Below are 19,457 nucleotides of genomic sequence, written 5' to 3' on the forward strand. Positions count from 1 at the left end.
CCGGAGATAACTTGGCCTGCACCGGAACAAGTGTGTAGCCACGGTCGTGAGTTCTCCGTATACCTTCTACAAAATCCGGATAAGGAGGTAGTGTATTGCCAAGAGTTATCTTCATAATAAGCAGAATTAAAGACTACAAACTGTAAGCAATACAGTTTGATAACTCTCCGCAATGTAGGAAAAAAGAAAGTAAAAGACAAGGGAAATGATGGATTTATTATCAGAAAGGTATTATACCTCATATATGGCGTACCGGAACCGCCTTATCATAAATCGTACCACAACCGATAGCTATGGCAAAGAATCCTCTGCCCTATTTCTCTTGACTATCACGTAGTTTTAGCAAATAGTCGAATGTGTCTTTTGCCTCCTGGCTGTCTTCCTTCAGGTAAGCTTGTTTCCATTCCGGGTACTTATCCAATATTTGAAGCATCTTATCTTTTCCGAGAAATTCAATCTTGCCCGTTTCCCCATTCAGTTCATAACAAACGCGTTTGGTCACCAAGCTCGAAGCGGCAAGGGCGTCACCGATATTTCCTCCGAGTTTTACATCGTCGTCTTCTACAAAATTGCCACCGATAACTGATCCCAAAGGCATGGCACAGAAGTAGATATTCTTGCCTAACTGAACTGCCGGAGCATACCATGCCCCAAAACGCAGTTTCTTATAGCGCAACTTGCGACAGTTCAAATATAAATCTCCTTCTTCACTTCGCACTGCAAAACAACGTTTCTTCAAGCGGCGGCACATAGACTCATCATCGCCTGCCGTTATACGGTAGTCAGCCCCGCCTGTCAATACGATCTGATTTCTGGAACGTTTCTCCACACGTAGCACTGCTATGGTGTCTCCATTTTGAGCAAGCAACTCTTTCAAGTTGGAATAGATAATATTCTGCGCAATCAACGGGAGGCCAATCACGCTCATCAACAGCCATAAGATACATCTTTTTTTCATAAGCCTTCCTCCTTTCCTTTCTAACGCCTTTTCGAGTGGAAAGTTATACATTTTAGCGGATAAATGCAAGGACAGAAAAAGAAATATTGAAAAAAAGGGTTCTTCTTCAAATTTGATGGTAATTTAGCCAGTCGGTGGTATCTTCATTCTCCTCCTTCCGGAAGGAGGAGTACCCGTAGGGGGAGGTGGTAGGTAAACACATAATTCGTTTATTATCAACCCTGTGCATCTACCTGCCGCCTCGACTTTCAGCCCCCTTCCTTCCCCCAAAAGAGGAATGAAGATACCACCGACTTGCTAAATTACCATCAAATTTGAAAAAGAGCCCCCAAAAAAGTAACTGAATACTTGACTTTGCCTTCCTGATGTGTTATCTTTGTATCTGTTATTACAAAATATATTTCTATTTAATATGCAGGTAAAGGGGAAGCAGTGTATTCTCCCTTTTTTTATGTCTGATCGTGCCGAAAGAAGAAATCACCTTTTGTTTTTGAGGAAATGCAGGCTCTATTTTTATAAAACGGAGGCTCTGTTCGGGTGAAACAGAGGCTTCGTTTTACTAAAACACAGGCTCAACATTCATTAAGCGTGGGGTTAGCACTCCCAAAGCGTAGGTTTAGTCCCCGTAAAGCGTAGGGTTAGCTCTCATAAGTCGCGAAATTGGCTTTGCTATTCCTGCATCGAGGATTTACGAGAGCTGAATGCATCATCCGGCAGCTCTCATTTTCGCTTCCTATTCGCTTTGCGTTAATAAACAGTAAATCTGCTCTTGACAAAAACAAGCTCATAGCCTGTCCGTTGTTAAATATATTACCTTTGCGCAAAAAGTATCAAAGCAATTATGGAGAAACTGGAAAATATAATCTCAACCTATCAGCAAATTATTCAAGAGTCGGAACAAGCTCTTCAGAGGGCCCGGAAACGCATCTATTATATCAGCCTTCTACGCCTTGTGCTATTTGTAGAAGCCATAGCGGCAGCCTTTATCTTCTGGAGCGACGGCTGGTTATCTCTTTTCGTCTTTGCCATTCTGCCTTTTATATCATTTATCTGGCTGGTAAAACGACATAATCTCTGGTTTTACCGGAAAGATTATCTGAAAAAGAAAATAGAAATCAACGAACAGGAGTTACGGGCCATTCAATATGATTTTTCCGATTTCGACAGCGGAAATGAATATATCGACCCTGCGCATCTCTATACTTATGACTTGGATGTATTCGGCGATTATTCGCTTTTCCAATATATCAACCGTACTTCAACGCCTGTCGGCAAGCAGCATCTGGCTGATTGGTTCAACGCACATCTGGAACTAAAAGAATCGATCGAACAACGCCAGGAGGCTATCCGGGAATTATCAACCGATCTGGAATACCGGCAACAAATCCGTCTGTTCGGATTACTTTATAAAGGAAAACCTGCCGATACCAACGAAATCAGGGAATGGGCGGGAAGCCCCAGCTATTACCGGAAGCATACGCTACTGCGTATCATCCCGACAGTAGTTAGCATCATCAACCTTATATGCATAGGTTCGGCCATTGTAGGAATTCTTCCTGCCACCGTACCCGGAGGTGTGTTTTTTTGTTTCGTCATTTTCAGTTCTATCTTTTCTAAAGGTATCACAAAACTGCAAGCAACTTACGGCAAAAAATTGCAAATCCTCTCTACTTACGCCGACCAAATTCTTCTCACAGAGAAAAAGGAAATGAACAGCCCTGTTCTGCAACAGCTCAAAACGGAACTTACAAGCCAGAATCAAACAGCTTCCCAGGCAGTCCGCCAACTATCGAAACTGATGAACGCGCTCGATCAACGCAGTAACCTGTTAATGAGTACAATCCTCAACGGACTTATTTTTTGGGAACTGCGCCAAGTAATGCGAATCGAGAAATGGAAAGAAACTCATGCTTCCGACCTCCCCCGCTGGATAGAAACAATCGGAGAAATCGACGCCTACTGCTCTTTAGCAACGTTTACATACAATCATCCGGATTATATCTTCCCCAAAATCAGCTCTCAATCCTTTCATCTGCGAGCCGAAGCTTTGGGTCATCCACTTATGAACCGCAACAAATGTGTGCGAAACGGAATAGATATCGACAAGCGTCCTTTCTTTATCATCATAACCGGCGCCAACATGGCCGGTAAAAGTACTTACCTGCGTACCGTAGGCATCAATTATCTTTTAGCCTGCATAGGTGCACCGGTTTGGGCAAAGCAAATGGAAATATATCCGGCACGCCTCGTCACCAGCCTTCGTACAAGCGACTCACTCACCGATAACGAGTCTTACTTCTTCGCAGAACTCAAACGTCTGAAACTAATCATTGACAAACTCGAAGCAGGAGAGGAACTTTTCATCATCCTTGATGAAATATTGAAAGGCACCAACTCTATGGATAAACAAAAAGGCTCTTTCGCTCTCATCAAGCAGTTTATGAATATGAACGCCAACGGTATCATAGCTACTCACGACCTTCTGCTCGGCACCTTGATAGAATCCTTCCCACAGAATATCCGTAACTACTGTTTCGAAGCGGACATCACGAACAACGAACTCACCTTCTCTTATCAAATGAGAAACGGAGTCGCCCAAAATATGAACGCTTGTTTCTTAATGAAAAAAATGGGGATCGCCGTCATTGACGACTAATCCCCACTCTTTATCAAAAACTAAAGTTGTTCCTTCTTCTGTGTAACAATCTTAGCTCAACAGCTTCTAATTCAAATTACTTTTTGAAAGAAAAGCGACCACAGCCGATGCATCTTCATTAGTGAAATAATGCACTGATGTTATCGGCTGATAAGTATAAGGTACAAACTGGAACAGCTGTACGGCAGCAAATTTCTTATCTTCAGAAAGAATTACGTCCATACGAATGTTCCCACTTGTTTCGCTCTTAATATCCGAATTAGCAGAGAACGAACCGGAATTTACGATATCAACCAACTTATCCATGTGCTTCAAATCAAAGAAGACACTGCGTTCCTTTGCAATACTTCCGGTCGGTAGATAAACAACTTCCTTTGACTTCCAGAAAAGACGGAAAATACCTACAAGGAATAGTCCCGTCCCGAACACCATTAAAGCCATACTTACAGTAGAGGACCTATCTTCCAGTTCAAAAGTGGAAGCAAAAGCTAAAATACCCACCAACAACATGAATGAAGAGAATAAAACTCCGGAAATACTTGTACGCTTAGCGATATCTGGATGTGAAGATGCGAATATAGTAGCATCAATAGTTTGAGTAGTTGCCATAATATTTAAAATTTAATTTATTAGTAATAATATAAAGATAAAAAGGACCATCGGTATAAAATATATCGATAACCATAAAACAAATAATACCAATAAATGAATTCTAAATAATAATATGCCTTAAAGTAAATACATAGTACTCACTCGACGGCTGACAGTAATAAGAAGTTGTAGTATTATAAATTCGCCCCCTATGCTGTGACAGAGAGTTTTCACGGTCGGCGCAGCATTGCAGTAGGTTCCTTAAAGTAGTGAAATACTCTCCAAGCTGTACACGCTGAATACGTGTCACTGATATCTGGTGACTTTGAAGATTGTTCAATTCAGCCACTGGAGCATAAGGAAAGTCAGGAGCACTAATCTGCTCGTGTTGTTTCATTGAATATGTAATGGCAAGTTCAGACTGTTCCACCGGTTTCTCAGTGAAAACGTTACTTGCTACCCCATGGAGAGTCACCGTAAGCAACAGAAACAATATTACCTTTACAAATTTTGCCATATTCTCCTGCAAATATAACAGATTCTATTCACGAAAAGTTTATTCAGGTTATCTTTTAATTTATCTTAGGATTAGTAAACAAGTGAATATCATTAGGGAATAGACGTATACTCTATACGGCTCAATTCCAAAATCTGCCCCTCCTTACTCAAATAAAAAGGTATTTACTTCAAATAAAAAGGCCACTCTTTGCAGAGCAGCCTTTTCTATATCGAATAAGAATAACTGTAAAATTATTCAGCTGATTCAGCTTTCGGTTCTTCAGTTGCAGGAGCTTCAACAGCAGCAGGAGCAGCAGTTTCGGCAGCAGCATTCTTCTTAGAACGACGAGTACGTGTAGCTTTCTTAGCAACTTTTTCCTTAGCCATGTTTGCATTATAGTCTACCAACTCAATGAAGCACATTTCTGCATTATCACCCAAACGGTTACCAGTCTTGATAATACGAGTATAACCACCCGGACGATCAGCAATCTTAACTGAGATTTCTTTGAACAGCTCTGTTACTGCAATCTTATCTTGCAAGTTGCTAAATACGACACGGCGAGAATTCGTAGTATCTTCTTTAGACTTAGTAATCAAAGGCTCAACAAACTTCTTCAAAGCTTTTGCCTTTGCAACAGTCGTAGTGATTCTTTTGTGCTTGATCAAAGAGCAAGCCATGTTAGATAACATAGCGCTTCTATGAGAAGCAGTACGACCTAAATGATTGAATTTTTTATTATGTCTCATTTTTTATTCTTTATCTAATTTATATTTAGAAATATCGGTTCCAAACGACAGATTCAGACTTTCCAGCAAATCATCAAGCTCGGTAAGCGATTTCTTTCCGAAGTTTCTGAATTTCAACAGGTCAGTCTTGTTGAACTGTACTAAGTCGCCGAGTGTTTCTACGTCAGCAGCCTTCAAACAATTGAGGGCACGAACTGACAAGTCCATATCAACAAGCTTAGTCTTCAACAACTGACGCATATGCAATACTTCCTCATCAAACTCTTCATTGCCATCAGTATCATTACTTTCAAGCGTGATCTTCTCGTCAGAGAACAACATGAAGTGATAAATCAGAATTTTTGCAGCTTCTTTCAATGCTTCCTTCGGATGTATAGAACCGTCTGTACTAATCTCAAGTACTAGCTTTTCGTAGTCTGTCTTCTGTTCTACACGGAAGTTTTCTACAGAATACTTGACATTACGTATCGGTGTATAAATAGAGTCAATTGGAATTACATTAACATCCGTGCAGTACTCGCGATTTTCATCAGCAGGCACATAACCACGTCCCTTGTTAATTGTAATATCAATTTGCATAGTTGCCTTAGAATCTAAATGACAAATAACTAATTCCGGATTTAACACTTCAAATCCAGTCAAATACTTACCTATGTCACCTGCTTTAAATTCACTGGAATTCTCGACAGTGATGCTCACTTTTTCGCTCTCGAACTCTTCAACTACTTGCTTGAATCTCACTTGTTTCAGATTCAAGATAATGTTGGTAACATCCTCTTTTACTCCAGGTACACTAGAAAATTCATGCTCCACACCATCTATTCTGATAGTAGTGATAGCAAAACCCTCTAATGAAGAAAGAAGGATACGGCGTAATGCATTACCTACAGTAATACCAAAACCCGGTTCCAACGGACGGAATTCGAATTTACCGAATCTGGAGTCCGCCTCCAACATTAATACTTTATCAGGTTTTTGAAATGCTAATATCGCCATGAAATTAATTATTATTTAGAATACAATTCAACGATCAAATGTTCTTTAATGTTCTCAGGAATGTCTGCTCTTTCAGGAATATGCAGCATTTTACCAACCTTTGAAGCTTCATCCCATTCCAACCAAGCATACTTGCTATGATTGAATCCTGCGAGAGAATTAGCAATTACTTCCAAAGATTTAGATCTTTCACGAACACCAATCAATTGTCCTGGTTTTACTGCGTATGAAGGAATGTTTACCACTTCACCATCAACAGTAATGTGCTTGTGACCAACCAACTGACGAGCAGCAGCACGTGTAGGGGCAATACCCAAACGGAATACTACGTTGTCAAGGCGACCTTCCAACAATTGAAGAAGCACCTCACCAGTAATACCTTTAGCAGTAGCTGCTTTTTCAAACAAATTGCGGAATTGTTTTTCTAAAACTCCATAGGTGTATTTTGCTTTCTGCTTTTCACGAAGTTGCACACCATATTCAGAAGTTTTTCTTTTTCTAGAATTTCCATGTTGTCCGGGAGGATAGTTCTTCTTTGACAAAACTTTATCAGCTCCAAAGATTCCTTCACCGAATTTACGGGCGATTCTTGATTTTGGTCCAGTATATCTAGCCATTTCTTTTAAATATTTAATTGTTTATTCATGAACTTAATTTGTTGCAGCCGCGATTACAGAGAGAAATTAATGCAATCCAAAAACAAAATCAAGATCATTGTGTAAGTTAAAGGTAAATTAAACTCTACGTCTTTTCGGAGGACGACAACCGTTATGTGGAAGCGGAGTTACGTCAATAATTTCAGTAACTTCGATACCAGCTCCGTGGATAGTTCTAATAGCAGACTCACGTCCGTTACCTGGACCCTTCACATATGCTTTTACCTTTCTCAGGCCAAGATCGAATGCAACTTTAGCACAATCTTGGGCAGCCATCTGGGCTGCATAAGGAGTGTTCTTCTTTGAACCTCTAAATCCCATTTTACCAGCAGATGACCAAGAGATAATCTGCCCTTCACTATTTGCAAGAGAAACAATAATATTGTTGAAAGATGAATGAACATGCAACTGTCCATTAGCGTCTACTTTCACATTTCTCTTTTTAGCTGCAACTGTTTTTTTTGCCATATCAACAATTATTATTTAGTAGCTTTTTTCTTATTAGCAACGGTTTTCTTTCTACCCTTACGAGTACGTGCATTGTTCTTAGTGCTCTGACCTCTAACCGGCAGACCAATACGGTGACGTACACCACGATAGCAACCAATATCCATTAATCGCTTAATGTTCAATTGGATTTCAGAACGAAGATCACCTTCTACCTTATACTCTGCACCGATAATCTCACGAATCTTAGCAGCCTGATCATCTGTCCAGTCTTTAACCTTCAGATCTTTATCCACACCAGCTTTATCTAAAATTTTTGCTGAACTACTGCGACCTATTCCATATACATAGGTCAACGCAATTTCACCTCTTTTGTTTTGAGGCAAATCTACACCAACTATTCTTATAGCCATATACTAAATTATTTTTTTTGCAAAAATAATAAATTATCCTTGACGTTGTTTATACTTAGGATTTTTCTTGTTAATAACATACAAACGGCCATTACGTCTAACGATCTTACATTCTGGCGTGCGTTTCTTTAATGATGCTCTTACTTTCATATCTAATTTTATTTATATCTAAACACAATTCTTCCTTTCGATAAGTCGTAAGGAGACATTTCGACTCTCACTTTATCTCCCGGCAGGATTTTGATGTAATGCATCCTCATCTTACCCGAAATATGCGCAGTAATCTCATGTCCGTTTTCTAATTCAACACGAAACATTGCATTCGACAATGCTTCAACTATAACTCCATCTTGTTCTATTGCAGATTGCTTTGCCATATTATATTGCTTTATCTCCTAAAACTTCTTCTATGAATTTGAATGAAGACAAAATATCAGCTTCACCAGCTCCTACAGCTACCGTATGCTCAAAGTGTGCAGCACATTTACGATCCCTAGTCCTCACAGTCCATCCGTCACGTTCCATAATCACTTGCCGGTCTCCTAAGGTAATCATAGGTTCTATTGCAATGCAAAGACCTCGCTTCATCAAAGGACCATATCCTCTCTTGCCGTAATTAGGCACTTGGGGATCCTCATGCATATTTTTACCAATGCCATGACCAACAAACTCACGCACTACACCATAAGAATGAGACTCACAATACTGCTGAATAGCATATCCGATATCTCCGATTCTCTTTCCTTGTACTGCATTCTGTATGCCAATATATAACGCTTCTTTAGTTACCTTCAACAAATTACGAATTTCTTCGTCCACCTCTCCTACACAAAAAGTATAAGCAGAATCTCCACAAAAACCGTTCATATATGTCCCACAATCCACAGATACGATATCACCTTCTTTTAGAACAATATCTCCCGGAATTCCATGTACTACCTGCTCATTGACAGAAGTACAAATGGATGCAGGAAACGGCTCCCCGTATTGATTCGGAAATCCTTTAAAAGTTGGAGTTGCTCCATGGTCTCTAATAAACTCTTCAGCAACTTTATCCAACTCACGTGTAGTTACACCAGGCTTCACCACCTTGGCAACCTCTGCAAGAGTCCTACCGACAAGCTGGTTACTCTGACGGAGCAATTCTATTTCATCTTCTGTTTTAAGAAATATCATTTCTATTCTAAAGAATTAATATGCCGCTACACCAGCGCGTCCTTTAATACGACCTGATTTCAACAGACCGTCATAATGTCTCATCAACAAATGACTTTCAACCTGTTGCAGTGTATCAAGAACCACACCTACAAGAATTAACAAAGATGTACCGCCGAAGAATTGAGCAAATCCGGCCTGTACCCCAAATATACCGGCGAATGCAGGCATAATGGCAACTAAAGCCAAGAAGAAAGAACCCGGTAAAGTAATACGAGACATAATATCATCAATATACTCTGCTGTTTTCTTTCCTGGCTTGATACCAGGGATAAAACCATTATTTCTCTTCATATCCTCAGCCATCTGAGTCGGATTGATTGTTATTGCAGTATAGAAATATGTAAATAATATAATCATTACCGCAAAAACAAAATTATACCAGAAACTTGTATGATCTGTAAACGCATGCAAGAAACCGCCTGCATTATTTACATTGTTAGAAAAACCGATAAATGTAATTGGAATAAACATGATTGCCTGAGCAAAAATGATAGGCATTACACCAGCAGCATTCACTTTCAAAGGAATATACTGTCGTGCACCACCATACTGCTTATTACCTACAATTCTCTTTGCATATTGTACAGGAATCTTTCTCACTCCTTGAACCAAAAGAATTGCAGCGCCAATCACTAACAATAAGAATACGACTTCAATTATAAACATAATCAGACCACCACTCTTATTTGCCACTCTGGACACAACTTCTTGTATCAAAGCATCAGGGAAACGAGCGATAATACCAATCAAGATAATAAATGAAATACCATTACCAATACCTTTATCAGTGATTCTTTCACCAAGCCACAAAATAAACATACTACCTGCTGCCAAAATAATGGTAGAGGTAACCATAAACAGAGTCCAATCTAATGAAGCATTTAAGGAAGGGCCAGCCTGCATTTTAAGATTGAGCAAATAAGAAGGGGCCTGAACTAACAATATAGCAATCGTCAGATAACGGGTATATTGATTCATTTTTCTTCTGCCGCTCTCACCTTCGCGTTGCAATTTTTGGAAATACGGCACAGCGATTCCCAACAACTGGATTACGATAGATGCAGAGATATAAGGCATGATTCCTAATGCAAAAATAGAGGCATTAGAAAATGCTCCTCCAGAGAACATATTTAACAAGGCTAAAAGGCCTTCACTTGTTTGTTCGTGTAATTTTGCCAGCATAGCCGGATTAATACCCGGCAACACGACATATGAACCAAAACGGTAAATTGCCACAAACAATATGGTGATGAGGATCCGCTGTCTCAGATCCTCAATCTTCCATATATTCTTTAATGTTTCAATAGCTTTTCTCATTGAATCAGAGTTTTACTACAGTTCCACCAGCAGCCTCGATAGCAGCAGTTGCAGTCTTAGAGAATGCATGAGCCTCTACTTCCAGCTTGTTAGTCAGAGTTCCGTTACCCAATACTTTTACCAACTGATTTGAAGAAATAAATCCTGCTTCAATAAAGTCATTAATACCAACCTTAACCAAGCTCTTAGCTTCAGCAAGTTTCTGGATTGTATCCAGATTGATAGCTTTATATTCTACACGATTAATATTCTTAAAACCAAATTTAGGTACTCGACGTTGAAGAGGCATCTGACCTCCTTCAAAACCAATTTTCTTAGAGTATCCAGATCTTGATTTAGCTCCTTTATGACCTCTTGTAGAAGTACCACCTAAGCCAGAACCGGTACCACGTCCTATTCTTTTTCTTGTCTTAGTAGATCCCTCTGCAGGTTTTAAATTACTTAAGTTCATATTGTAATTCGTTTTATTATTCAACAAATAATTACTTAACAATGGCAACCAAGTGTTTTACTTTATCTACCATTCCAAGAATTGAAGGAGTGCTTTCGTGTTCAACCACGCGGTTCAGTTTACGAAGTCCCAGTGCATCAAGAGTTCTTTTCTGATCAGCTGGAGCACCAATTCTACTTTTAACTTGTTTAATCTTTATAGTTGACATATCTCCTCCTTATCCTCTAAATACTTTTTCAACACTAATACCTCTATTCTGAGCAATCATTCTTGCATCACGCATTTCACTCAAAGCTTCGATTGTAGCTTTAACAAGATTGTGCGGATTTGAAGAACCTTTAGATTTTGCCAAAACGTCAGTAATACCAACACTTTCCAATACAGCACGCATAGCACCACCCGCTACAACACCAGTTCCGTGAGATGCAGGTTTGATGAATACTTCAGCACCACCAAATCTAGCTGATTGTTCGTGAGGAACAGTACCTTTCAATACAGGTACCTTAACCAGATTCTTTTTAGCTGACTCAACACCTTTAGCGATAGCAGCTGTTACTTCACCTGCTTTACCAAGGCCCCAACCAATGATACCTTCTTCGTTACCTACAACAACAATTGCAGAGAAACTAAAAGTTCTACCACCTTTGGTAACTTTAGTAACACGATTAATAGCAACCAATCTATCTTTCAGTTCTATATCGTTAGTTATCTTAACTCTATTATTAACTCCTGCCATAATGATTAAAATTTAAGTCCACCGTTACGAGCAGCATCAGCCACTTCTTTTACTCTCCCATGATACAAGTAACCATTACGGTCGAAAACAACAGTAGTAATACCTGCTTCCTGAGCCTTTTTAGCAATCATTTCACCAACTTTAGCAGCTTGATCTTTTTTAGCGACTTTTTCAGTCATACCCAAAGATGAAGCAGCAACTAATGTTTTACCAGAAAGATCATCGATAATCTGGACATAAATTTGCTTGTTACTTCTAAATACACTCATACGCGGACATTCAGTAGTACCTGAAACTTTATTGCGTACTCTATATTTGATTTTAACTCGTCTTTCTATTTTTGTTGTCATAATAATCTAATTTTATATGAATTACTTAGCGCCGGCTGATTTACCAGACTTTCTACGAATTACTTCGCCAACAAACTTAATACCTTTACCCTTGTATGGTTCAGGTTTACGGAAAGAACGTATTTTAGAGCAAACTTGACCAAGCAACTGTTTGTCACACGATTCCAATATAATAAGAGGATTCTTATTTCTTTCAGATTTAGTTTCAACCTTTACCTCAGCAGGCAACTGAATGAAAATATTGTGTGTATAACCTAAAGCCAGTTCGATAATGTTACCTTGGTTAGAAGCACGATAACCTACACCGACAAGTTCCAACTCTTTTTTGTATCCTTCAGATACGCCCACAACCATGTTATGAACCAAAGAACGATACAAACCGTGGAAAGCATGTTTCTGCTTCGGGTTATCAAGCATTTCTTTATCGTTTTCTGTTAAAGTTACGTGTCCGTCTTCAATGGCAACATTGATAGCAGGATTCACATATTGGCTCATTTCGCCTTTGGGTCCCTTTACGGTAACCACATTATCCTTAAGAGTGACTGTCACTCCAGCTGGGATACTAATGGGTAATTTTCCTATTCTTGACATTGCTAATTCCTCCTAAATTAATATACATAACACAAGACTTCACCACCGATCTTCAGTTCTGCAGCCTCTTTGTTAGTCATTACACCTTTGGAAGTAGATATTATAGCAATACCCAACCCATTAATAACACGCGGCATATCTTTATATCCAGTATACTTACGCATACCCGGAGAAGATACTCTTTCTAACTTTTTGATTGCGTTAACTTTGTTAACAGAATCATATTTCAAGGCAACCTTAATAGTTCCTTGAGGACCATCTTCTACAAACTTATAGTTAAGAATGTAGCCTTTCTCAAAAAGAATCTTAGTGATTTCTTTTTTCAAATTCGAAGCGGGAACTTCAACAACTCTGTGCTTTGCACTAATCGCGTTCCGCAACCTCGTTAAATAATCTGCTATTGGATCAGTCATATAAAAAATAAATTAAATTAATCAGGACTACCCTGACAATATTTAAACAATAATTACCAGCTTGCTTTTTTTACGCCCGGTATCAGTCCATTAGATGCCATTTCACGGAATTGAATTCTCGAAATTCCAAATTGGCGAATATAACCCTTAGGACGGCCAGTCAGTTTGCAACGGTTATGCATACGAATCGGATTAGAATTCTTTGGCAACTCTTGCAACTTTTGTGCAGCTTCAAAAGCATCAGCAGGATCACCTGTTCTTACGATTTGCTTCAAAGCAGCTCTTTTCTCGGCGTATTTGGCTACTAATTTAGCACGCTTTACTTCACGTGCTTTCATTGATTCCTTTGCCATATCTATTAGTCTTTTTTAGCGTTTTTAAAAGGTAAACCGAATTCCTTTAGCAATGCATAACCTTCTTCATCTGTCTCCGCAGAGGTTACAAAGGTAATATTCATTCCGAGAATTCTTGTAATACTATCGATATTTATTTCAGGAAAAATGATTTGTTCCTGAATACCAAGGGTATAGTTACCTTTCCCATCAAACTTACTTTCGATACCTTTAAAGTCACGAATACGAGGAAGAGCTACACGAACGAGTTTCTCCAAGAATTCGTACATTCTTTCACGACGCAAAGTTACCATAACACCAATCGGCATTTTTTTACGTAACTTAAAATTTGCGATATCTTTACGAGAAATGGTAGCTACGGCCTTCTGACCTGTGATAGCTGTCATTTCATTGATTGCTACTTCAATAATCTTCTTATCAGCAACAGCCATACCTAAACCTTGATTGATAACAATCTTTTTAAGTACGGGTACCTGCATTGTTGAAGAATACTGGAACTGTGATTTCAATGCAGGTGCGATACGATCTGCATATTCTTTCTTTAGGCTAGCAGTATTACTCATTACTAAATCTCCTCTCCTGATTTTTTAGAATAACGCACTAGAGTTCCTTCTGAACTCTTTTTTCTCCCAATACGCGTTGCTTTACCAGTTTTTGGATCAACCGGGTTCAAGTTTGAAATGTGGATAGAAGCTTCCTGCTTCACGATACCACCTTGCGGATTCTTTGCATTTGGCTTAGTGCTCTTAGACACCATGTTGATACCTTCAACAAATGCACGTCCTTCTTTAACAAGAACCTTCAATACACGACCAGTTTTGCCCTTATCTTCACCAGCATTTACGTAAACTGTATCGCCTTTTTTAATATGTAATTTACTCATTACTTAAATCTTTTACAAAATTAAAGTACCTCAGGCGCAAGTGACACAACTTTCATGTTTGTAGCACGAAGTTCTCTAGCTACTGGACCGAAAATACGACTTCCTCTAATTTCACCTGCATTATTCAACAACACGCAAGCATTATCATCAAAACGTATATAAGAACCATCAGGACGACGGATTTCTTTCTTCGTACGTACAATCAAAGCCTTTGATACTGCACCTTTTTTAACATCACTAGAAGGGATAACACTCTTCACTGAAACGACAATGACATCCCCCACTGAAGCATAACGACGACCTGTTCCACCCAAAACACGGATGCACAAAGCCTCTTTAGCTCCACTGTTATCACATACTGTAAGTCTGGATTCTACTTGTATCATAATTACTTAGCTCTTTCAATTATTTCTACTAATCTCCATCTTTTAGTCTTGCTCAAAGGACGAGTCTCCATAATGCGTACAGTATCACCGATATTGCATTCATTCTTTTCATCATGAGCATGGTATTTCTTCGTTTTGCTAACGAACTTACCATATATAGGGTGCTTTTCCTTAAATTTAGAAGCAACTGTGATAGTCTTTTCCATCTTGTTGCTCAGCACAACCCCTGTTCTTTCTTTTCTTAAATTTCTTGCTTCCATCAAGCTGATCATTTATTGTTAAGTTCTCTTTGGCGTAATTCTGTTTTCATACGCGCAATAGTCCTGCGTAATTGTTTGATTTGAGCAGGATTTTCCAAAGGAGAAATAGAATGATTAATAACCATTTGGTCATAATTAGCCGTTTCTGCCTCTACTCTTTCTACTAAATCACTAGTAGTCATTTCTTTAATTTCTGCAATTTTCATAACACTTACGCATTTTGATTTTGAATATCATAATCACGTCTTACGACAAACTTCGTTGTAATAGGAAGCTTTTGAGCAGCTAAGCGCAATGCTTCTTTCGCGATTTCGTAAGATACTCCTTCAGCTTCAATAATGATTCTACCTGGAGTCACAGGAGCCACAAATCCCTCTGGAGCACCTTTACCTTTACCCATACGTACATCGGCAGGTTTTCTAGTGATCGGCTTATCCGGGAATATACGGATCCAGATCTGTCCTTGACGTTGCATATATCTTGTCACTGCAATACGAGCAGCTTCAATCTGACGGCCTGTAATCCACTTAGTCTCCAAAGCCTTTATGCCAAAAGAACCAAAGGCCAATTGGTTACCTCTTTGGGCATTACCTTTTTGACGACCTTTCTGTTGTCTTCTGAATTTTGTCTTTTTCGGTTGTAACATAGTTTCCTAAAATTCAAATTCGTTTAGCGATTATTTTTCTTTCTTTTGAAGTTCTTTCCGCCGTTGTTTCCACCATTGTTTCCACGACCACTTTCTTTGCTTTGTGTAAAGTTCGGAGCCAATTCTCTCTTGCCAAATACTTCACCTCTACAAATCCAAACTTTAATACCTAAAAGACCTACTTTAGTCAACGCTTCTGCATGACAGTAGTCGATATCAGCTCTGAAAGTGTGTAACGGAGTTCTTCCTTCTTTATACATTTCAGAACGAGCCATTTCAGCTCCATTCAAACGTCCTGAAATCTGAATTTTGATACCTTCAGCCCCCATACGCATTGTGTTTGCGATAGCCATTTTAATGGCACGGCGATAGGCAATTTTACCTTCTACCTGGCGAGCGATGTTATTAGCAACAATCACAGCGTCCAGTTCCGGTCTTTTCACTTCAAAGATATTAATTTGAATATCTTTGTCGGTAACCTTCTTCAACTCCTCTTTCAACTTATCAACTTCTTGGCCACCTTTACCGATAATAATACCCGGGCGAGCAGTACAAACAGTAATAGTAACGAGCTTCAGCGTACGTTCAATTACGATTCTTGATACACTTGCCTTTGCAAGTCTTGCATTAAGATATTTACGGATTTTGCTATCTTCCAGCAAAGAATCACCGTAATCATTTCCACCATACCAGTTAGAATCCCATCCTCTGATAATTCCTAAACGGTTGCTTATTGGATTAACTTTTTGTCCCATCTACCTTAATTTTGATCTTCGTTATTACTTTTAGCACCAACGAACAATGTTACGTGATTTGAACGTTTGCGAATTCTATATCCTCTACCCTGCGGTGCCGGTCTCATTCTTTTGAGTGTAGCGCCACCATCAACAAAAATTTTAGTTACGAACAATTCGCCGCTTTCTGCCTTACGTTCGTTTTTCTGTTCCCAGTTAGCAATTGCAGAGCGAAGCAATTTTTCTACTCTTGCAGCAGCTTCTTTTGAAGAAAACTTCAAAACACCAAGTGCTCTGTTCACTTCCATACCGCGAATCATATCTGCAACCAGACGCATCTTACGCGGAGAAGTAGGAACATTTTGCAATTTAGCAAAATACATGGTCTTAAGGGCTTCTTTTCTTTTTTCAGCCGATATTTTTTTTCTTGCTCCCATTATATTTATTACTTTATTATTTCAAATAATTCCTATTATCTTTTCTTGTTACCAGCGTGTCCTCTGAATGTACGAGTTGGAGCAAATTCGCCCAACTTGTGTCCTACCATATTCTCGGTAACATAAACAGGAATAAATTTATTTCCATTGTGAACTGCAACAGTATGGCCTACAAAATCAGGCGAAATCATTGAAGCTCTGGCCCAAGTCTTTACTACGACTTTCTTGCCTGATTCATTCATTGCAAGAATTCTCTTTTCAAGCTTTACGTTAATATATGGACCTTTTTTTAATGAACGACTCATAGTTTACTCAATTAATCAGATTACTTTTTTCTTCTCTCAATAATGTACTTAGACGATTGTTTCTTAGGAGCTCTAGTCTTAAGTCCCTTAGCATACAATCCCTTACGAGATCTTGGGTGACCCCCAGAAGCACGTCCTTCACCACCACCCATCGGGTGATCAACCGGGTTCATTACAACACCACGGTTACGAGGACGACGTCCTTGCCAACGAGAACGTCCAGCTTTACCTGAACTTTCCAACCCATGATCTGAGTTACCAACACTACCGATAGTAGCTTTACAAGTACTAAGAATCTGTCTTACTTCACCTGAAGGCAATTTAATCACACAATACTTACCCTCACGAGAAGTCAACTGAGCGAAGTTACCAGCCGATCTAACCAATGCCGCACCCTGCCCCGGACGTAATTCGATATTATGAATTACAGTACCAACCGGGATGTTCTGAAGAGGAAGAGCATTACCAATCTCTGGCGCTGCTGTTTCACCCGACATCAGAGTCGCACCAACTTGCAATCCATTGGGAGCAATAATATATCTTTTTTCCCCGTCAGCATAAAACAACAAAGCGATACGAGCCGAACGATTTGGATCGTATTCAATTGTTTTAACTACTGCCGGAACACCGTCTTTATTTCTCTTGAAATCGACAATTCTAATCACTTTTCTATGACCGCCACCAATGTAACGCATAGTCATCTTACCTTCGCTGTTACGACCGCCAGATGATTTCTTACCATATACAAGAGACTTTTCTGGTACTGATGCAGTAATTTCTTCGAAAGTACCAATAATTTTATGTCTTTGCCCCGGTGTTGTGGGCTTAAATTTACGTACTGCCATTTTTATTAAATATTGCTATAAAAATCAATAGTATCTCCTTCTTTCAATGTCACGATTGCCTTTTTGAAAGCATTCGTACGTCCATTGATGATACCTGCTTTTGTATAACGGCTCTTATTTTTGCCAGCATACTTCACAGTATTCACATCAACTACTGTAACATTATAAAGAGCTTCAACTTCCTTCTTAATTTCCAGTTTGTTAGCATCAGGACGCACAACGAAGCCGAAACGATTCAGCTTATCAGTGATTGTAGTCATTTTCTCTGTTACCAACGGTTTAATAATAATTCCCATTATTTAAGCCTCCTTTTTAAATTAAGATATTGTCAATAGCCTTCAGAGAGTTTTCTGTAAGCACAACAACCCCAGCATTCAATACTCTGTAAGTATTTAATCCTGAGATAGTCTGCACATTAGCACCCTCGATGTTACGAGCTGACAAATATACGTTTTTATTTGCTTCCGGTAAAACTACAAGTAGCTTTTTGTCGGAAACTTTAAGATTTTTTGTCATTGCAACGAAATCTTTTGTCTTAGGAGCTTCAAAAGTGAAATCCTCCACAACAATGATCGCATTGTTTTGCGCTTTATAAGACAAAGCTGACTTACGAGCCAATGTCTTAACTTTTTTATTCAACTTGAAGAAGTAATCTCTTGGTTTCGGACCGAAAACACGAGCACCACCAACAAGAACCGGCGAGTTCATATCACCACGACGAGCTCCGCCACCACCTTTCTGACGACCAATCTTGCGAGTAGAACCGCTGATTTCACTTCTTTCTTTTGATTTATGAGTACCCTGACGCTGATTAGCCATAAATTGTTTTACGTCCAAATAGATAGCGTGGTCGTTGGGCTCAATTCCGAAGATAGATTCGTTTAACGTAACCTTTCTCCCAGTGTCTTCACCTTTAATGTTATATACGTTAACTTCCATTATTTCTCAATTAATACGATTGAACCTTTGCAACCCGGGATAGAACCTTTAATCAAAAGCAGGTTATGATCCGCGATTACTTTTAATACCTGTAAGTTTTGTACAGTGACTCTGTCACCACCAAGTTGTCCACCCATACGCATTCCTTTAAATACTTTAGCAGGGTAAGAACAAGCACCGATAGAACCCGGTTTACGAGCGCGATTGTGCTGGCCGTGAGTAGTCTGACCTACACCACCAAAACCATGTCTTTTTACTACACCTTGAAAACCTTTACCTTTTGAAGTACCAACAACGTCAACAAAGTTAGCGTCATTAAACAACTCAACAGTAACTGTATCACCCAGATTCAATTCTGTTTCAAATTCTTTGAACTCAGCCAAGTGTCTCTTCGGTGTTACCCCAGCTCTTTTGAAGTGACCCATCAACGGTTTAGTTGTATGTTTTTCCTTTTTGTCCTGGAAACCCAACTGAACAGCTGCATAGCCATCTTTCTCTACAGTTTTAACCTGAGTAACAACACAAGGACCTGCTTCGATAACAGTGCATGGAACATTCTTACCATCGGCACTGAAAACGGATGTCATTCCGATTTTTTTTCCTAATAATCCTGGCATTTCACTAATTT

At 39.2% G+C, this 19,457-nt stretch carries 33 protein-coding genes; 1 reads left to right on the forward strand and 32 read right to left on the reverse strand.

The features are described 5' to 3' along the window. Window positions 1-313: 313 nt before the first annotated feature. Window positions 314-958, reverse strand: a complete 645-nt coding sequence (locus CGC64_RS01630; protein WP_005681711.1) for a DUF6563 family protein — start codon at window positions 956-958, stop codon at window positions 314-316. An 841-nt stretch (window positions 959-1,799) separates the two neighbouring features. Here CGC64_RS01630 and CGC64_RS01635 point away from each other — a divergent pair. Continuing rightward, the gene (locus tag CGC64_RS01635; protein WP_005675450.1) at window positions 1,800-3,614 is read left to right on the forward strand and encodes a MutS family DNA mismatch repair protein; all 1,815 of its coding nucleotides are present in this window, start codon (window positions 1,800-1,802) and stop codon (window positions 3,612-3,614) included. A gap of 66 nt (window positions 3,615-3,680) precedes the next feature. Here the strand turns inward: CGC64_RS01635 and CGC64_RS01640 are convergent, their stop codons facing one another. The 31 genes from CGC64_RS01640 to rplC form a co-directional block, all read right to left on the reverse strand. Beyond that, complete coding sequence (locus CGC64_RS01640) at window positions 3,681-4,223, reverse strand: hypothetical protein (protein ID WP_005675449.1); 543 nt, start codon at window positions 4,221-4,223, stop codon at window positions 3,681-3,683. A 103-nt stretch (window positions 4,224-4,326) separates the two neighbouring features. Further along, the gene (locus CGC64_RS01645; protein ID WP_005675448.1) at window positions 4,327-4,722 is read right to left on the reverse strand and encodes a hypothetical protein; all 396 of its coding nucleotides are present in this window, start codon (window positions 4,720-4,722) and stop codon (window positions 4,327-4,329) included. Between the two features lie 233 nt (window positions 4,723-4,955). Further along, window positions 4,956-5,453, reverse strand: coding sequence for a 50S ribosomal protein L17 (gene rplQ / locus CGC64_RS01650; protein ID WP_005675447.1), 498 nt, complete (start codon window positions 5,451-5,453; stop codon window positions 4,956-4,958). 3 nt (window positions 5,454-5,456) lie between these two features. Next, window positions 5,457-6,449, reverse strand: coding sequence for a DNA-directed RNA polymerase subunit alpha (locus tag CGC64_RS01655; protein ID WP_005675446.1), 993 nt, complete (start codon window positions 6,447-6,449; stop codon window positions 5,457-5,459). Between the two features lie 11 nt (window positions 6,450-6,460). Continuing rightward, on the reverse strand, window positions 6,461-7,066 hold the full coding sequence (rpsD, locus tag CGC64_RS01660; protein ID WP_005675444.1) for a 30S ribosomal protein S4: 606 nt from the start codon (window positions 7,064-7,066) through the stop codon (window positions 6,461-6,463). A gap of 117 nt (window positions 7,067-7,183) precedes the next feature. After that, window positions 7,184-7,573: a 30S ribosomal protein S11 gene (gene rpsK / locus CGC64_RS01665; protein WP_005675443.1), complete on the reverse strand. Its 390-nt coding sequence runs from the start codon at window positions 7,571-7,573 to the stop codon at window positions 7,184-7,186. A gap of 11 nt (window positions 7,574-7,584) precedes the next feature. Next, entirely contained in the window at window positions 7,585-7,965 is a 381-nt protein-coding gene (rpsM, locus tag CGC64_RS01670) for a 30S ribosomal protein S13 (RefSeq protein WP_004296328.1), read from the reverse strand. Between the two features lie 33 nt (window positions 7,966-7,998). Beyond that, window positions 7,999-8,115, reverse strand: coding sequence for a type B 50S ribosomal protein L36 (gene ykgO, locus CGC64_RS01675; protein ID WP_002558051.1), 117 nt, complete (start codon window positions 8,113-8,115; stop codon window positions 7,999-8,001). Between the two features lie 8 nt (window positions 8,116-8,123). Next, a complete protein-coding gene (gene infA / locus CGC64_RS01680; RefSeq protein ID WP_002558052.1) occupies window positions 8,124-8,342 on the reverse strand; it encodes a translation initiation factor IF-1 in 219 nt (72 codons plus the stop codon). Between the two features lies 1 nt (window position 8,343). Continuing rightward, on the reverse strand, window positions 8,344-9,141 hold the full coding sequence (gene map, locus CGC64_RS01685; protein ID WP_005675442.1) for a type I methionyl aminopeptidase: 798 nt from the start codon (window positions 9,139-9,141) through the stop codon (window positions 8,344-8,346). 15 nt (window positions 9,142-9,156) lie between these two features. Further along, entirely contained in the window at window positions 9,157-10,500 is a 1,344-nt protein-coding gene (gene secY, locus CGC64_RS01690) for a preprotein translocase subunit SecY (RefSeq protein WP_005675441.1), read from the reverse strand. 4 nt (window positions 10,501-10,504) lie between these two features. Further along, the gene (gene rplO / locus CGC64_RS01695; protein ID WP_005675440.1) at window positions 10,505-10,951 is read right to left on the reverse strand and encodes a 50S ribosomal protein L15; all 447 of its coding nucleotides are present in this window, start codon (window positions 10,949-10,951) and stop codon (window positions 10,505-10,507) included. Window positions 10,952-10,982: 31 nt separating this feature from the next. Continuing rightward, a complete protein-coding gene (rpmD, locus tag CGC64_RS01700; RefSeq protein WP_004296332.1) occupies window positions 10,983-11,159 on the reverse strand; it encodes a 50S ribosomal protein L30 in 177 nt (58 codons plus the stop codon). 9 nt (window positions 11,160-11,168) lie between these two features. Continuing rightward, window positions 11,169-11,687: a 30S ribosomal protein S5 gene (gene rpsE, locus CGC64_RS01705; RefSeq protein WP_005675439.1), complete on the reverse strand. Its 519-nt coding sequence runs from the start codon at window positions 11,685-11,687 to the stop codon at window positions 11,169-11,171. 5 nt (window positions 11,688-11,692) lie between these two features. Beyond that, window positions 11,693-12,037, reverse strand: a complete 345-nt coding sequence (gene rplR, locus CGC64_RS01710) for a 50S ribosomal protein L18 (RefSeq protein ID WP_005675437.1) — start codon at window positions 12,035-12,037, stop codon at window positions 11,693-11,695. Between the two features lie 21 nt (window positions 12,038-12,058). Next, the gene (rplF, locus tag CGC64_RS01715; RefSeq protein WP_004296335.1) at window positions 12,059-12,628 is read right to left on the reverse strand and encodes a 50S ribosomal protein L6; all 570 of its coding nucleotides are present in this window, start codon (window positions 12,626-12,628) and stop codon (window positions 12,059-12,061) included. A gap of 17 nt (window positions 12,629-12,645) precedes the next feature. Then, on the reverse strand, window positions 12,646-13,041 hold the full coding sequence (rpsH, locus tag CGC64_RS01720) for a 30S ribosomal protein S8 (RefSeq protein ID WP_005675435.1): 396 nt from the start codon (window positions 13,039-13,041) through the stop codon (window positions 12,646-12,648). Window positions 13,042-13,094: 53 nt separating this feature from the next. Next, complete coding sequence (gene rpsN / locus CGC64_RS01725; protein ID WP_004310885.1) at window positions 13,095-13,394, reverse strand: 30S ribosomal protein S14; 300 nt, start codon at window positions 13,392-13,394, stop codon at window positions 13,095-13,097. Window positions 13,395-13,399: 5 nt separating this feature from the next. Continuing rightward, window positions 13,400-13,957 (reverse strand): 50S ribosomal protein L5, encoded by a 558-nt coding sequence (rplE, locus tag CGC64_RS01730; protein WP_005675434.1) that lies wholly within the window; start codon window positions 13,955-13,957, stop codon window positions 13,400-13,402. A 2-nt stretch (window positions 13,958-13,959) separates the two neighbouring features. Next, complete coding sequence (gene rplX / locus CGC64_RS01735) at window positions 13,960-14,277, reverse strand: 50S ribosomal protein L24 (RefSeq protein ID WP_005675433.1); 318 nt, start codon at window positions 14,275-14,277, stop codon at window positions 13,960-13,962. Between the two features lie 20 nt (window positions 14,278-14,297). Beyond that, complete coding sequence (gene rplN / locus CGC64_RS01740; protein ID WP_004296340.1) at window positions 14,298-14,663, reverse strand: 50S ribosomal protein L14; 366 nt, start codon at window positions 14,661-14,663, stop codon at window positions 14,298-14,300. Window positions 14,664-14,665: 2 nt separating this feature from the next. Continuing rightward, window positions 14,666-14,935, reverse strand: a complete 270-nt coding sequence (gene rpsQ / locus CGC64_RS01745; protein ID WP_005675432.1) for a 30S ribosomal protein S17 — start codon at window positions 14,933-14,935, stop codon at window positions 14,666-14,668. After that, window positions 14,932-15,129 (reverse strand): 50S ribosomal protein L29, encoded by a 198-nt coding sequence (gene rpmC / locus CGC64_RS01750; RefSeq protein ID WP_005675431.1) that lies wholly within the window; start codon window positions 15,127-15,129, stop codon window positions 14,932-14,934. The genes rpsQ and rpmC overlap by 4 nt, the downstream gene beginning before the upstream one ends. Window positions 15,130-15,134: 5 nt before the next feature. Then, a complete protein-coding gene (gene rplP, locus CGC64_RS01755) occupies window positions 15,135-15,569 on the reverse strand; it encodes a 50S ribosomal protein L16 (protein WP_004291234.1) in 435 nt (144 codons plus the stop codon). Window positions 15,570-15,592: 23 nt separating this feature from the next. After that, entirely contained in the window at window positions 15,593-16,324 is a 732-nt protein-coding gene (rpsC, locus tag CGC64_RS01760) for a 30S ribosomal protein S3 (RefSeq protein ID WP_005675430.1), read from the reverse strand. Window positions 16,325-16,329: 5 nt separating this feature from the next. Further along, on the reverse strand, window positions 16,330-16,740 hold the full coding sequence (gene rplV, locus CGC64_RS01765; protein ID WP_005675428.1) for a 50S ribosomal protein L22: 411 nt from the start codon (window positions 16,738-16,740) through the stop codon (window positions 16,330-16,332). 35 nt (window positions 16,741-16,775) lie between these two features. Then, window positions 16,776-17,045 carry a 30S ribosomal protein S19 gene (gene rpsS / locus CGC64_RS01770; RefSeq protein ID WP_004296345.1) on the reverse strand — a complete coding sequence of 90 codons (270 nt, stop codon included), beginning with the start codon at window positions 17,043-17,045 and terminating at the stop codon, window positions 16,776-16,778. Between the two features lie 20 nt (window positions 17,046-17,065). Further along, window positions 17,066-17,890 carry a 50S ribosomal protein L2 gene (gene rplB / locus CGC64_RS01775; RefSeq protein ID WP_004296346.1) on the reverse strand — a complete coding sequence of 275 codons (825 nt, stop codon included), beginning with the start codon at window positions 17,888-17,890 and terminating at the stop codon, window positions 17,066-17,068. 5 nt (window positions 17,891-17,895) lie between these two features. Next, the gene (rplW, locus tag CGC64_RS01780) at window positions 17,896-18,186 is read right to left on the reverse strand and encodes a 50S ribosomal protein L23 (protein WP_005675426.1); all 291 of its coding nucleotides are present in this window, start codon (window positions 18,184-18,186) and stop codon (window positions 17,896-17,898) included. A gap of 16 nt (window positions 18,187-18,202) precedes the next feature. Continuing rightward, window positions 18,203-18,829: a 50S ribosomal protein L4 gene (gene rplD, locus CGC64_RS01785; RefSeq protein ID WP_005675425.1), complete on the reverse strand. Its 627-nt coding sequence runs from the start codon at window positions 18,827-18,829 to the stop codon at window positions 18,203-18,205. Then, a complete protein-coding gene (rplC, locus tag CGC64_RS01790; RefSeq protein WP_005675424.1) occupies window positions 18,829-19,446 on the reverse strand; it encodes a 50S ribosomal protein L3 in 618 nt (205 codons plus the stop codon). The genes rplD and rplC overlap by 1 nt, the downstream gene beginning before the upstream one ends. Window positions 19,447-19,457 lie beyond the last annotated feature (11 nt).

The organism is Bacteroides caccae, from assembly GCF_002222615.2.
Lineage (GTDB): Bacteria > Bacteroidota > Bacteroidia > Bacteroidales > Bacteroidaceae > Bacteroides > Bacteroides caccae.

What these genes read in the sequence shown, in the direction of transcription:
- CGC64_RS01630 (WP_005681711.1), bottom strand. Translation starts at nt 958, where the DNA reads ATGAAAAAAAGATGTATCTTATGGCTGTTGATGAGCGTGATTGGCCTC.
- CGC64_RS01635 (WP_005675450.1), top strand. Translation starts at nt 1,800, where the DNA reads ATGGAGAAACTGGAAAATATAATCTCAACCTATCAGCAAATTATTCAA.
- CGC64_RS01640 (WP_005675449.1), bottom strand. Translation starts at nt 4,223, where the DNA reads ATGGCAACTACTCAAACTATTGATGCTACTATATTCGCATCTTCACAT.
- CGC64_RS01645 (WP_005675448.1), bottom strand. Translation starts at nt 4,722, where the DNA reads ATGGCAAAATTTGTAAAGGTAATATTGTTTCTGTTGCTTACGGTGACT.
- rplQ (WP_005675447.1), bottom strand. Translation starts at nt 5,453, where the DNA reads ATGAGACATAATAAAAAATTCAATCATTTAGGTCGTACTGCTTCTCAT.
- CGC64_RS01655 (WP_005675446.1), bottom strand. Translation starts at nt 6,449, where the DNA reads ATGGCGATATTAGCATTTCAAAAACCTGATAAAGTATTAATGTTGGAG.
- rpsD (WP_005675444.1), bottom strand. Translation starts at nt 7,066, where the DNA reads ATGGCTAGATATACTGGACCAAAATCAAGAATCGCCCGTAAATTCGGT.
- rpsK (WP_005675443.1), bottom strand. Translation starts at nt 7,573, where the DNA reads ATGGCAAAAAAAACAGTTGCAGCTAAAAAGAGAAATGTGAAAGTAGAC.
- rpsM (WP_004296328.1), bottom strand. Translation starts at nt 7,965, where the DNA reads ATGGCTATAAGAATAGTTGGTGTAGATTTGCCTCAAAACAAAAGAGGT.
- ykgO (WP_002558051.1), bottom strand. Translation starts at nt 8,115, where the DNA reads ATGAAAGTAAGAGCATCATTAAAGAAACGCACGCCAGAATGTAAGATC.
- infA (WP_002558052.1), bottom strand. Translation starts at nt 8,342, where the DNA reads ATGGCAAAGCAATCTGCAATAGAACAAGATGGAGTTATAGTTGAAGCA.
- map (WP_005675442.1), bottom strand. Translation starts at nt 9,141, where the DNA reads ATGATATTTCTTAAAACAGAAGATGAAATAGAATTGCTCCGTCAGAGT.
- secY (WP_005675441.1), bottom strand. Translation starts at nt 10,500, where the DNA reads ATGAGAAAAGCTATTGAAACATTAAAGAATATATGGAAGATTGAGGAT.
- rplO (WP_005675440.1), bottom strand. Translation starts at nt 10,951, where the DNA reads ATGAACTTAAGTAATTTAAAACCTGCAGAGGGATCTACTAAGACAAGA.
- rpmD (WP_004296332.1), bottom strand. Translation starts at nt 11,159, where the DNA reads ATGTCAACTATAAAGATTAAACAAGTTAAAAGTAGAATTGGTGCTCCA.
- rpsE (WP_005675439.1), bottom strand. Translation starts at nt 11,687, where the DNA reads ATGGCAGGAGTTAATAATAGAGTTAAGATAACTAACGATATAGAACTG.
- rplR (WP_005675437.1), bottom strand. Translation starts at nt 12,037, where the DNA reads ATGACAACAAAAATAGAAAGACGAGTTAAAATCAAATATAGAGTACGC.
- rplF (WP_004296335.1), bottom strand. Translation starts at nt 12,628, where the DNA reads ATGTCAAGAATAGGAAAATTACCCATTAGTATCCCAGCTGGAGTGACA.
- rpsH (WP_005675435.1), bottom strand. Translation starts at nt 13,041, where the DNA reads ATGACTGATCCAATAGCAGATTATTTAACGAGGTTGCGGAACGCGATT.
- rpsN (WP_004310885.1), bottom strand. Translation starts at nt 13,394, where the DNA reads ATGGCAAAGGAATCAATGAAAGCACGTGAAGTAAAGCGTGCTAAATTA.
- rplE (WP_005675434.1), bottom strand. Translation starts at nt 13,957, where the DNA reads ATGAGTAATACTGCTAGCCTAAAGAAAGAATATGCAGATCGTATCGCA.
- rplX (WP_005675433.1), bottom strand. Translation starts at nt 14,277, where the DNA reads ATGAGTAAATTACATATTAAAAAAGGCGATACAGTTTACGTAAATGCT.
- rplN (WP_004296340.1), bottom strand. Translation starts at nt 14,663, where the DNA reads ATGATACAAGTAGAATCCAGACTTACAGTATGTGATAACAGTGGAGCT.
- rpsQ (WP_005675432.1), bottom strand. Translation starts at nt 14,935, where the DNA reads ATGATCAGCTTGATGGAAGCAAGAAATTTAAGAAAAGAAAGAACAGGG.
- rpmC (WP_005675431.1), bottom strand. Translation starts at nt 15,129, where the DNA reads ATGAAAATTGCAGAAATTAAAGAAATGACTACTAGTGATTTAGTAGAA.
- rplP (WP_004291234.1), bottom strand. Translation starts at nt 15,569, where the DNA reads ATGTTACAACCGAAAAAGACAAAATTCAGAAGACAACAGAAAGGTCGT.
- rpsC (WP_005675430.1), bottom strand. Translation starts at nt 16,324, where the DNA reads ATGGGACAAAAAGTTAATCCAATAAGCAACCGTTTAGGAATTATCAGA.
- rplV (WP_005675428.1), bottom strand. Translation starts at nt 16,740, where the DNA reads ATGGGAGCAAGAAAAAAAATATCGGCTGAAAAAAGAAAAGAAGCCCTT.
- rpsS (WP_004296345.1), bottom strand. Translation starts at nt 17,045, where the DNA reads ATGAGTCGTTCATTAAAAAAAGGTCCATATATTAACGTAAAGCTTGAA.
- rplB (WP_004296346.1), bottom strand. Translation starts at nt 17,890, where the DNA reads ATGGCAGTACGTAAATTTAAGCCCACAACACCGGGGCAAAGACATAAA.
- rplW (WP_005675426.1), bottom strand. Translation starts at nt 18,186, where the DNA reads ATGGGAATTATTATTAAACCGTTGGTAACAGAGAAAATGACTACAATC.
- rplD (WP_005675425.1), bottom strand. Translation starts at nt 18,829, where the DNA reads ATGGAAGTTAACGTATATAACATTAAAGGTGAAGACACTGGGAGAAAG.
- rplC (WP_005675424.1), bottom strand. Translation starts at nt 19,446, where the DNA reads ATGCCAGGATTATTAGGAAAAAAAATCGGAATGACATCCGTTTTCAGT.